The sequence below is a fragment of the Marinobacter sp. B-12 genome (genome assembly GCF_056857915.1).
This window is the reverse complement of the sequence record NZ_JBSXOB010000010.1, coordinates 1-11,078: the sequence shown is the minus strand read 5'-3', so window position 1 is coordinate 11,078 and position 11,078 is coordinate 1. Positions and strand designations below refer to the sequence as shown.

Here is an 11,078-nt window from a genome sequence, read left to right as displayed (position 1 = left end):
AACCACTGATATGTTTTGACCTGTCAAATGGTTGCGCAATGTTCGTTGTTACACCTCCGGTTAAGCACGTTGGATCAGAGCACGGCCAGGCAGTTTGCGACGGTGGATCATACTGATATACGTGGATTGGTTACCGACCTGACTTCACTACGTCGCGGAGCTGGCCTTTCTCTAGCAGCAGGGTTCAGCGACCGGAACCGCCTCTGAGCAGTTTCCCGGCCACTGCCGGTTTAGTGGTTCCCAAGGGTTCTCCACACCGGCCTGGCCCTGCCCTGACTCAACGTGCCTCTTTACCTCATCCTATGCCTGCTTTTGGGTTTTGAGGGTTCATCCGGCGTTCGCGGCCCCGCGAACCCTCGGCATTTCTTCCCGGACGATTGCCCAGATAAAACCTGCCAGTTCCCTCGCAATCGCCACACACACCAGCTTGCTGTTCTTGCCGGCCTGGATGAGATCCCGGTAGCGACCGCAAAGCCGTTTCTGGGCCTGCCAGGCGATCCCCTTCGCAGCCTCTGAGGCGGGGGCCGCTTTACGCTTGAGGTGTTTCGTCTGGCGCGCCGGGAAGCGGTAACTCCAGGCTGACTCAACCAGCATCCGCCGGGCATGACCATTGCCCGTGAGCGTGATGCCGCCCTGGCGACGCCTCCCGCCACTGCTGTGCTCGCTCGGCACCAGCCCTAAAAATGCCATTAGCTGGCGGGGCGAGTCGAAGCGGGAAATATCCCCCAATTCGGCCAGCAACACCATGGCGGCCAGCGTGTCGACCCCCCGTAGCGCGACCAGAGCCTCCACCACCGGTGCCAGGGACCACTGCGCCAACGCCCGTTCCATCTGTGCCCGCAGATCGGCCACTCGCTGCGTCGCCGCCTTCACCGCATCGACATACTCCTGCAGTACCACCTGCTGCCAGTCGTGCGCAAATTTCAGCGACTCCAGCCACGTGTAATGGGCCTGCGTCCAGCGTTTCTTGCCAGCGGGCCAAGCGTGACCGTGACGCAGCACGAAAGCGCTCAGCTGCTGGCGGGCCTTGCGCTCCTGCGACTTCATATCGCCACGAGCACGGGTCAGATCCCGCATCGCTTCCTGCTCCGGGCCGGGCACCCAGACCGGCGTCAGGTCGCCGCTGCGCGCAAGACGGGCGAGCTTCAATGCATCCCGCCGGTCAGTCTTGATCCGCTCCGCCGCCGCCTTGGGAATGCGCGACGGCGCCACCACCTCACAGATATGTCCAGTACCGGCGAGCTGGTGATACAGGCCATAGCCACAGGGTCCCGCCTCATACACAAACTGTAAGACACCCCCACCAAACCGCTCACTCAGGCGCCGCACGAGCTTCTCAATCGATTTCGGGCGGTTGGCAATCTCACCTTCGGAGCGGGGCTCCTGCCGACCGGGTTCGGCCAGGGCCACCGCAATCGTTTCCTTGTGGACGTCCAGGCCCACATACGCGGCGTAACATTCCTGCCCGGGTAGTTCCAAGCTCGCTGAAACGGTATCGATTCGGGACGCATCTGGTTTAAACTCGTTCATGACCTGCCCTCCTCAAAGTGGCTCTGCTGTTGGTTTCTTTCCGTCCTCAACAATAACCCACGATCGTTGAGGACGGGCAGGTCAAAACATCATGTCTAGCAGAATCGATAGCTTCATGTTCCATTCGGACAGTATCCGAATGCCGCGTCCAACACCTGATATCACCGAAATGATGGCCAGAGTGCTGATGACGGAGATCATCAGGATCTGGTTTTCGGCGCTGATGGCAAGGCCGAATACTTTGTTTAGACCAGTATTCATCTGGGCTACGCCGAGCCCCAATGATGTAGAGATGCCGAAAGCGGTGATCACCACAGTAAGAATATCAACGGTGTGACCAATAGGGCCGTAGATGCGATTTCCAATCAGGGGATAGAGTGCGGAGCGCATCGTCAGGGGAAGGCCTTTTCGATACGAAAAGTAGGCCATCACAAGGGCGACGAGGATGAAAATGGCCCAGGGGTGCAGCCCCCAGTGAAAAAACGTGAGGCGCATTGCCGTTTCGGCAGCCTGAGCGCTCAAGCCGGTTTCTGAGAAGGGGTTGCCGGCGTAGTGCCACATGGGCTCCGCCACCGACCAAAAAATCAGACCAATACCCATACCACCGCTGAACAGCATGGCAAGCCAGGAACGATAGCGGAACTCTGGTAGTTCATCGTCTTTGCCAAGGCGTATATGGCCGTAGCGGCTGAACATCAAATAGACCAGCAGCCCCAGTACCGCAGACACCAGCAGCAGATAAAACCATTTGAAGTTATTAAGGACCGTATCTGATAGCTGTTGGAAAAGTGCGCTGGACTCTGTGGCCATAAAGCCGCAGAGCAGGACGAAACCAACAATAAGTATCTTTGAAACAACGGTGACCGTTGGGTCGATGCCGTACACCAGACCAGTGTCATTTCTCATGAGAGTTGCACCTTCATTATTGTATTGATCGTCGATCCGCTCAGCCCGTTATTTTTCTTGGAGGGCTGCCCGGACAGTGGATGCAATCCTCATCAATTAATTGATATTGATCAAACGAGTTTTTGTGCCTCAAGTCATGAGGTTTTGTCATGCAAGGTCTCGCCAGAGCTCCTGCCCTCAGGTAAATCGTCGAACGTTCGATCGCGGACGATGATATGTCATGAGCTTATGAAGAAAGGTCAGGCGTATGAGCGTCAGGGCCGCGAAATCAGGCGCGTGAAACCTCATGAGAAATTGTCATGAACAGGCGGCTTAAAAGTCGTTTGCTGAAAAAAGTTCGCCATCCTTACTATCGCTCCTCATACAGCAACGACCTGTAGTCACTGAGTCAGGTCAATGTGCTGCTGGTAGCCCTGACAGGGCCAAGAAAGATCTTCAGAGATCGAGAGAGGAGATAAATGCCATGACAACAACAACGCGTCTGATTCCAACAACAGCACTCGACAATGTCCGCAAGCCGCTGGCCGAAGCGTCCGGTATGCCCAACGCCGTTTATGACGACGCCTCACTGTATGAACTGGAGCGGGATGAGGTGTTGGGGAAAGGCTGGGCAGCGCTTGGTTTCACCAGTGACCTACCGATGGATGGTTTTGCCAAGCCCTATGAGTTCATGGGCTTGCCTTTGGCGATCATGCGTAACCGGGATGGCGAGTTCAAGGTTTTCCACAATGTCTGCAGCCACCGGGGAATGATCCTGCTGACCGAAGAAACCGAAGTGGAAGGCATGGTGCGCTGCCCCTACCATTCCTGGACCTACGATCTGAATGGCAACCTGAAAGGCACGCCGCACATCGGTGGTTATGGCAAACACAAAGCCGAAGGGTTTGTGTGCGAGAAGCATGGGTTGCGGGAGGTTCGCTCCCATGTCTGGGCAGGCATGGTGTTTATCAACCTGTCTGGTGATGCGGTCGATTTCGACACCTATATTGAACCGCTGAAAGAGCGCTGGAGCGACCTGTGCGGCAGGGAAGGCTGGGACAACCTGAACATTGCGCCGACCGGCAGTCAGATGCAACTGGAAGTAAAGTGCAACTGGAAGCTGGCAGTGGAAAACTATTGCGAGTCCTATCACTTGCCGTGGGTCCATCCCAGCCTGAACACGTACTCGCCGCTGGACCAGCATTACAACCTGGTGGTCAGTGACAATATGTCTGGGCAGGGCAGCCACACCTATAACCTGTCGGATGTTGCTGGCACCCATTTGCCACGGTTCCCGTCCTGGCCACAGGATCGCCTGCGCCAGGCAGAGTACATTTCGCTCTATCCGAACGTTCTGCTCGGCCTCCAGGCGGACCACTTTTTCGCCATTATTCTGGAGCCGAAAGCCCATGACCGGACGCTGGAAAACCTGCGTGTGTTCTATGTGGGTGAAGAGGCGTGTGGCGATGAATATGCCGCTTGCAGACATTCGCAGATCGAAGCCTGGCGCGTGGTATTCGGCGAGGATGTGTTTGCCGTTGAGGGGATGCAGGTTGGCCGTCGGTCACCTGGCTTCCAGGGCGGCGTGTTCTCACCGGTTCTGGACGGCCCGACACACCATTTTCACAACTGGGTAGCCAATCGCTATGCCAGCGCACTGGAAGGATGATTCTCTATGTCTAACAAACAACCCAACCACTGGCTGAATTTTATTGGCGGCGAATGGGTCGACAGCGAGACGACCATTGAGGTGAGTGATCCCTCCTCTGATAGCGTTTTCGCCACCATTGCCAGTGCGGACCTGGACGATGTCGAGCGTGCCATCGTTGCCGCACGGAAGTGTGTGCGGGAAGGCCGGTTGACTCGTCAACGTCCTTCCCAGCGAGCGGAGCTGCTCTACCGGATCGGAGCCGAGATCCGCAAGCTGGCGGATGAAGGCGCTTTGCTCGCCTCACGTGAGAACGGCAAGTCGCTCAACGATGCGCTGGGTGAATTCACTGAATCCGCGGCTTACTTTGAGTATTACGCAGGCATGGCGGACAAGATCGAAGGCAAGTCGATCCCGTTGGGGGAAGACTATGTCGATTTCACCACCTACGAGCCGCAGGGCATCTCAGTACAGATTGTCCCGTGGAACTTTCCGGTCTCGATCTGCGCGCGCTCACTGGCACCGGCGCTGGCTGCTGGAAACGCAGTGATCGTGAAATCGCCCGAGGTGTCGCCACTGGCGATCACGTTGTTGGCAACCGCATGCGAACGTGCCGGCTTGCCCAAGGGGGCGCTGAGCATCCTGGCAGGGCCCGGGCGCGAGATCGGCGCTGCGTTGGTGGCGCACAAGGAAACCAATCAGATCGTCTTCACCGGTTCTGTGCCGACTGGCCGTTCGATTATGCGGGCAGCCGCCGAGAATGCCGTGCCTTGCGTTATGGAACTGGGTGGTAAATCCGCTGCTGTCGCGTTTTCTGATGCGGATCTGGATGAGGTTGTCTCCAGTGTAAAAAGCGGGATTTTCTTCAATTCCGGGCAGGTTTGTTCGGCCATGTCCCGTCTGCTGGTTCAGCGTGAGATCTACGACGAGGTGGTTGGCCGGGTTGCAGAGCTGGCCCAGGGCCTGAGCATTGGCGGCGGCAAGGATAACCCGGATATTACGCCGCTGGTGTCGATGCAGCAGCGTGAGGGTGTTCTCGAATTGTGCCGTCAAGCGGAAGAGGATGGCGCACGCCTCGTTTTCGGTGGGCGTGCTGTGGAAGGTCTGCCGGGGGCGTTTGTGCAGCCTACGGTGTACGCGGATGTCACCCCTGACATGCGCCTGTTCGGCGACGAAGTGTTCGGTCCGGTCATCGCCATCACGCCTTTCGATAGTGAAGAGGAAGCCTACGAGCTGGCCAATGGCACCGACTATGGGCTTGTCGCGGGCGTCTTCACCCGGGACATCAGCCGGGCCCTGCGTGCCTCTCAGGCACTGGATGCCGGCCAGGTGTTCGTCAATGAGTGGTTTGCCGGTGGCATAGAAACACCGTTTGGTGGCAACGGGCTCTCCGGCTATGGCCGCGAGAAAGGGCAGGAAGCACTCTACAGTTACGTGCGCACCAAGAACGTAGCGATTCGCATCACCCGATAAATACGATGACGGTGCCGCTGTCCCGGATAGCGGCACCGAGGGAGGGCCAAATCATGAAAAAGTGGCTATGTACTATCTGCGGTCTGATCTACGACGAGGCCAAGGGCTGGCCACCCGAAGGAATTCCCCCGGGTACCCGTTGGGAAGATGTTCCGGACGACTGGGTGTGCCCTGACTGTGGCGTGGGCAAAGCCGATTTCGAGATGATTGAGCTGAAAACCGAGCAGAAGCCGAGTGCCCCTGTCACGGAAGCAGCCAGTGTGGCTGCGCTACCCATTGCCATCGTAGGTAGTGGTTATGCAGGATACGGCCTGGCCGAAGCAATCCGCGAACGCAACCCGGACACGCCCATCGTTGTATTTACAGCAGACGACGGTCACCACTATTCCAAGCCATCACTCTCCAATGCATTGGCCCGTGACAAGAGCGCGGACGATCTTGTCAGCGAAAAGCCCCTGGCATTGGAACAGCGCCTGAATATCCGAGTCTATACCCACTGTCGGGTACAAAGCATCGACCCGAAAACGAAAACGTTGGAAACCGATGCCGGCTCCCAGCCCTACAGCAAACTCGTGCTGGCTCTGGGTGCTGAGCCCATTCGCTTGCCCATCGAGGGGAGCGGCGCCGAGGACGTATTGAGCGTTAACGACCTGCAGGACTACCGCTACATGCGGGAGCGTCTGCAGAGTGGCGACAGAGTCACCATTATCGGCAATGGCCTGATCGGCTGTGAATTTGCGAATGACCTGACGGCTGCCGGTTGCCTGGTGGACGTTGTTGGCCTCGCCGAATCCCCGATGGACCGGTTGTTGCCGTATGACGTAGGCATGCAATTGCAAGAGGCGTTGCGGGAGCAAGGCGTGAACTGGTATCAGGGCAATACCGTCGAACGGATCGAGAAGGAAGGCGGCCAATACAGGGTAGTACTGCGTGATGGCACTGAGCTGGTCACCGATTTGGTGATTTCCGCCGTTGGCTTGCGACCCCGAACGGAGCTGGCAGAGTCCATCGGAGCGGACGTCAATCAGGGTATTCAGGTCAATGGTGGAATGAAGACCACAGTCCCGGACGTATTTGCGATTGGCGATTGCGTTGAGATCAATGGCCGGTTGTTGCCATACATTGCACCAATCACCCACGGCATCCGGGCACTGGCGGATACTCTGTTGGGGCGACCAACTATGGTTCAGTACCCACCGATGCCTGTCATTGTCAAAACACCGGCACTTCCGCTGACCCTGTTAAGTCCGTCCAACAGTTTGGAAGGACGCTGGCAGGTTGAGCGCGATAAGCATGGCTCCCGGGCCTTTTTCCTTGATGAATCGGAGTGCCTTCAAGGCTTCGTACTGGCAGGGCAAATTGTTTCAGAACGACAGTTCTGGGTCGACCGGTGTGGAGAGCCTCTGGAACGTTCGGTTGCCTGAAGTAATTCGCATAGGTTGGTGAACCTTTGGCCCGCTGTATACAGCGGGCCTTTTTTTCTGCGGCTGATGAGGTCGGCTTTCTAACCGGCCAGGTCTAGACCGTGGACGGGGCCAGATGCCGACCATGGAATCGCAGATGGTCCTCAATGAAGCTGGCAATGAAGTAGTAGCTGTGGTCGTAGCCCTCGCGCAGATTCAGTTCCAGCGGGTAACCGCTGATATGGGCTGACGCCTCAAGGGTTTCGGGGCGAAGCTGTTCGGCCAGGAAGTTGTCAGCGTCACCCTGATCCACCAGGGCCGGCACGAATTGCTGTGCCTTGCGCATTAACAGGCTGGCATCGTAGGCAGCCCAGCGCCCGGTGTCGTTGCCGAGATAGGCGGCAAAGGCTTTTTTGCCCCACGGGCAACTGACCGGATTGCTGATCGGGCTGAAAGCAGACACCGACTGGTATGTCTGTGGATTGCGCAATGCCAGCACCAGGGCGCCATGCCCGCCCATGGAATGTCCCGCGACAGAGCGTTGATCGGTCACTGGGAACACCGACTCCACCAGTGCCGGTAGTTCATTCAGCACGTAATCGTACATGCGGTAATGCGTGTTCCAGGGGCTCTCGGTAGCATTCACATAGAACCCCGCCCCCTGGCCAAGATCGTAACCGTCATCGTTGGCGACGTCGTCGCCTCTGGGGCTTGTGTCCGGGGCCACAATGGCAATGCCCAGTTCGGCGGCCACCCGATGGGCGCCCGCTTTCTGCATGAAGTTTTCGTCGGTGCAGGTCAGCCCCGATAGCCAGTAAACGACGGGTACCTTTTGCCCACTAGCCACCTGTGGTGGCAGGTAAATCGCGAAACGCATGACACAACCAAGGGTGTCGGACTGATGGCTGTACTGCTTGTGCCAGCCACCGAAACTTTTGTTGCTGCTCAGGTTTTCGATGCTCATCAAGAACTCCGTGGGTGAGTCGCCTGCCATGGGTGGCAGGCGACCGCGCCGGTCACTTATCGAAATGGATCACGCTACGAATGCTCTTTCCTTCGTGCATCAGTTCGAACGCCTCATTGATGTCTTCAAGCCTCATGGTGTGGGTGATGAAATCGCTGAGTTTGAACTCGCCCTGCAGATACCGCTCGACAATTCCAGGAAGCTCGGAGCGGCCTTTGACGCCGCCGAACGCGGAGCCTTTCCAGACTCGACCGGTCACCAGTTGGAATGGACGGGTGGAAATCTCCTGGCCAGCACCTGCGACGCCGATGACGACGGATTCGCCCCAGCCCTTGTGGCAGCATTCCAGGGCAGAACGCATCACGTCGACGTTGCCAATGCACTCAAAGGAGTAGTCCACGCCGCCGTCTGTCAGTTCGACAATGACTTCCTGAATGGGTTTGTCATAGGCTTTGGGGTTGATGCAATCGGTTGCGCCAAGTTGCTTCGCGAGGTCGAACTTGCTCTCATTGATATCGACGGCAATGATGCGGCTGGCCTTGGCCATGGTAGCGCCAATAATGGCAGACAGGCCGATGCCGCCCAGACCGAAGATCGCCACGGTGGCACCTTCTTCCACCTTGGCAGTATTCATGACGGCGCCCATGCCGGTGGTTACTCCGCAGCCCAGCAGGCACACTTCTTCCAGTGGCGCTTCTTTGTTCACTTTGGCCAAAGAGATTTCCGGCAGCACGGTGTACTCGGAAAAGGTGGAGCAGCCCATGTAGTGATAGATTGGCTGGCCATCCTTGTAGAAACGGCTGGTGCCATCGGGCATCAGGCCCTTGCCCTGGGTTTCCCGGATCTTCCCGCACAGGTTGGTTTTACCAGAGAGGCAGAATTTACATTCCCCACACTCTGGCGTGTACAGGGGAATAACGTGATCTCCGATCTCGACACTCGTGACACCTTCGCCGATGGCCTCAACGATGCCGCCGCCTTCATGGCCCAGAATCGCGGGGAAATTACCTTCGGGATCGTCTCCGGAAAGCGTAAACGCGTCGGTGTGACACACGCCGGTAGCGATCACCCGCACCAGAACCTCACCAGCTTTCGGCGGCATTACATCCACCTCTTCAATGGAGAGTGGTTGCCCCGGTCCCCAGGCAATGGCTGCTTTTGATTTGATCATCTCGCTCATAATTCTCTCCGTTTGTGATGCATCTGTATTTGGACACTGCCCGAATGATCTGGTGATTATATTTGCTGCACAGATGTTGATAATGACCGTATTCGTGAAATCACTTTTACTCATGTGTAATAATCAGGATTGCTGAAGCAAAAGTAGGGTGGTGACATGCAGCGCTGGGAAGGTGTAAACGAATTCGTGGCGGTGGCTGAAACGGAGAGCTTCACCCGGGCGGCAAAACGCCTGGACGTCTCGACCGCTCACGTCAGCCGACAGATCAGCGCGCTCGAAGACAGGTTATCCACCCGTCTGTTCTATCGAACGACCCGGCGCGTCTCCACGACTGAGGCCGGGCAGATCTACTATCAGCATTGTCGCCAGATACTGGACGCCCTTGAACAGGCGGAGCGCTCTATGACCAATATGCAGCTGGTGCCCCAGGGCCGGCTGCGACTGACGGCGCCGGTAACCTACGGAGAGAAGTCGATCGCACCGCTGGTCAACGATTTCGTACTGCGGTATCCCGAACTCGACGTTGAAATGAAACTGACCAACCAGCAACTGGACCTGGTGGCGGAAGGTTACGACCTTGCGGTACGGCTTGGTAAACTGGACGATTCCAGCCTGATGGCCAGGCGTCTTGCTGCCCGGACTCTGTATGTATGCGCCTCGCCAGCTTATCTCGCTGTCCATGGCACCCCGCACTCTCTGTCTGAGCTGGAACACCATAATTGCCTTCAGGGGAATCTGGGCTACTGGCGATTTCAGGATGCGGGTCATCCCCGCAATGTCCGGATTCGTGGAAACGTGCGTTGTGACAGCGGCAGAGCCTTGTTGGATGCAGCGCTGAAGGGGGTTGGTATTGTCCAGCTGCCGGATTATTACGTTGGGCCGGCACTCGACGCGGGTACGCTGATACCTCTTCTGACTCATTACCAGGAAGACGATGACGGTATCTGGGCGGTGTATCCCCATAACCGTCACCTGTCGCCAAAGGTGAGAATGCTGCTGGACTACTTTGTGGATTCACTGGGCGTGCCAAACGCCTGATTGGGGCTAAGTCCAATCATAGGCTAGGAGTGTCTAGTGGACCGGGGTAAGTCCAATCATAGGCCAGGAGTGTCTACTGTATCGGGGAAGTCCAATCATGAAGGTTCAGCTATTGCATTGAATGCTAGATCCACCAACCATGTCTTGGCCTTTGAGTTATAAAAATCATCAACCCAATATATCTCAACGCTAAAGGATTCCGCCTGAAATGGAAGCGGAAATGAACGTATACCCTCTGATTTAGCAAACTGCTCTGCTACTCTGCTAGGCAAACAAGCAATCATCTGTGAATTGGGGATAATTGCCGGTAAAGATGAGAAGTGTGGTATATGTAGGCCTATCTTAATAGTCTCACCGCTATTTCTGAGATATGCGCTCGCATCAAAATGGCCGCTCGCCTTAGATACGTAGATATGGTTTTCCTCCAAAAATTGTTCTTTGGTGACAGTTTCCTTCAATCTGGGGTGGCTGCTTGAAACAATACAGCTGTAGTTCTCGGTGAAAGCTAAAATACTTTTGGTGCTTTTTCTTAAAAAACTAAGGTTGCCTATCGCCAAATCAATACGACCCTGAAGCAGTTCCTCCTCTATTTTCGGTATTTCAGTAGTAACAATCTCTAGCTTGCAATTTGGTGCCTTCTCGCGGAGGGCCTCGAGCAGTTTAGGAAGCAAATAAAACTCTCCCAAATCTGAAAGCGCAATGCGGAAGGTTTTTGTGGAGATAGCAGCGTCGAAGTCTCTTGCGAGGGCGATGGCTCGTTCGATGTTTCCGACTGAGCTGGCAAATACTCTGTAGTACTGCTCCGCAGCAAACGTATGTAGTGGTCAACTGATCCCGGACAATATTTTAAGGTTTTCCTCAGCCGCAACAGGCGAAATGCCGCCGTTGAATGTGTGAGGTCGTTTCCGGTTGTAGTAGTCCATGAGATAGCCACCAACATCTTTTTGGGCCTCAGGC

At 56.3% G+C, this 11,078-nt stretch carries 9 protein-coding genes; 4 read left to right on the top strand and 5 right to left on the bottom strand.

Going from position 1 to position 11,078, the window contains the following annotated elements:
• Positions 1 to 327: 327 nt before the first annotated feature.
• Together AC13D2_RS00280 and AC13D2_RS00275 are read right to left on the bottom strand one after the other, a co-directional pair.
• The gene (locus tag AC13D2_RS00280; RefSeq protein WP_348294260.1) at positions 328 to 1,530 is read right to left on the bottom strand and encodes an IS110 family RNA-guided transposase; all 1,203 of its coding nucleotides are present in this window, start codon (positions 1,528 to 1,530) and stop codon (positions 328 to 330) included.
• 81 nt (positions 1,531 to 1,611) lie between these two features.
• Positions 1,612 to 2,436, bottom strand: a complete 825-nt coding sequence (locus tag AC13D2_RS00275; RefSeq protein WP_482938025.1) for a BCCT family transporter — start codon at positions 2,434 to 2,436, stop codon at positions 1,612 to 1,614.
• Positions 2,437 to 2,899: 463 nt separating this feature from the next.
• Here AC13D2_RS00275 and AC13D2_RS00270 point away from each other — a divergent pair, with 463 nt between their 5' ends.
• Genes AC13D2_RS00270 through AC13D2_RS00260 form a run of 3 tightly spaced genes read left to right on the top strand, consistent with a single transcriptional unit; the run spans position 2,900 to position 6,960 of the window.
• Complete coding sequence (locus AC13D2_RS00270) at positions 2,900 to 4,084, top strand: aromatic ring-hydroxylating oxygenase subunit alpha (RefSeq protein ID WP_317307214.1); 1,185 nt, start codon at positions 2,900 to 2,902, stop codon at positions 4,082 to 4,084.
• Positions 4,085 to 4,090: 6 nt separating this feature from the next.
• A complete protein-coding gene (locus AC13D2_RS00265; protein WP_317307213.1) occupies positions 4,091 to 5,536 on the top strand; it encodes an aldehyde dehydrogenase family protein in 1,446 nt (481 codons plus the stop codon).
• Positions 5,537 to 5,589: 53 nt separating this feature from the next.
• Complete coding sequence (locus AC13D2_RS00260; RefSeq protein WP_317307212.1) at positions 5,590 to 6,960, top strand: FAD-dependent oxidoreductase; 1,371 nt, start codon at positions 5,590 to 5,592, stop codon at positions 6,958 to 6,960.
• Between the two features lie 94 nt (positions 6,961 to 7,054).
• Here the strand turns inward: AC13D2_RS00260 and fghA are convergent, their stop codons facing one another.
• The gene (fghA, locus tag AC13D2_RS00255) at positions 7,055 to 7,903 is read right to left on the bottom strand and encodes an S-formylglutathione hydrolase (RefSeq protein WP_317307211.1); all 849 of its coding nucleotides are present in this window, start codon (positions 7,901 to 7,903) and stop codon (positions 7,055 to 7,057) included.
• A gap of 52 nt (positions 7,904 to 7,955) precedes the next feature.
• Positions 7,956 to 9,074, bottom strand: coding sequence for an S-(hydroxymethyl)glutathione dehydrogenase/class III alcohol dehydrogenase (locus AC13D2_RS00250; protein ID WP_317308250.1), 1,119 nt, complete (start codon positions 9,072 to 9,074; stop codon positions 7,956 to 7,958).
• A 165-nt stretch (positions 9,075 to 9,239) separates the two neighbouring features.
• On the opposite strand from AC13D2_RS00250, the gene AC13D2_RS00245 reads away from it, so the two are divergent.
• Positions 9,240 to 10,121, top strand: a complete 882-nt coding sequence (locus AC13D2_RS00245; RefSeq protein ID WP_286749976.1) for a LysR substrate-binding domain-containing protein — start codon at positions 9,240 to 9,242, stop codon at positions 10,119 to 10,121.
• Positions 10,122 to 10,216: 95 nt separating this feature from the next.
• Here AC13D2_RS00245 and AC13D2_RS00240 read toward each other — a convergent pair whose 3' ends face one another.
• Positions 10,217 to 10,822 (bottom strand): LysR substrate-binding domain-containing protein, encoded by a 606-nt coding sequence (locus tag AC13D2_RS00240; RefSeq protein ID WP_482938026.1) that lies wholly within the window; start codon positions 10,820 to 10,822, stop codon positions 10,217 to 10,219.
• Positions 10,823 to 11,078 lie beyond the last annotated feature (256 nt).

What these genes read in the sequence shown, in the direction of transcription:
- AC13D2_RS00250 (WP_317308250.1), bottom strand. Translation starts at nt 9,074, where the DNA reads ATGATCAAATCAAAAGCAGCCATTGCCTGGGGACCGGGGCAACCACTC.
- fghA (WP_317307211.1), bottom strand. Translation starts at nt 7,903, where the DNA reads ATGAGCATCGAAAACCTGAGCAGCAACAAAAGTTTCGGTGGCTGGCAC.
- AC13D2_RS00270 (WP_317307214.1), top strand. Translation starts at nt 2,900, where the DNA reads ATGACAACAACAACGCGTCTGATTCCAACAACAGCACTCGACAATGTC.
- AC13D2_RS00280 (WP_348294260.1), bottom strand. Translation starts at nt 1,530, where the DNA reads ATGAACGAGTTTAAACCAGATGCGTCCCGAATCGATACCGTTTCAGCG.
- AC13D2_RS00245 (WP_286749976.1), top strand. Translation starts at nt 9,240, where the DNA reads ATGCAGCGCTGGGAAGGTGTAAACGAATTCGTGGCGGTGGCTGAAACG.
- AC13D2_RS00260 (WP_317307212.1), top strand. Translation starts at nt 5,590, where the DNA reads ATGAAAAAGTGGCTATGTACTATCTGCGGTCTGATCTACGACGAGGCC.
- AC13D2_RS00275 (WP_482938025.1), bottom strand. Translation starts at nt 2,436, where the DNA reads ATGAGAAATGACACTGGTCTGGTGTACGGCATCGACCCAACGGTCACC.
- AC13D2_RS00265 (WP_317307213.1), top strand. Translation starts at nt 4,091, where the DNA reads ATGTCTAACAAACAACCCAACCACTGGCTGAATTTTATTGGCGGCGAA.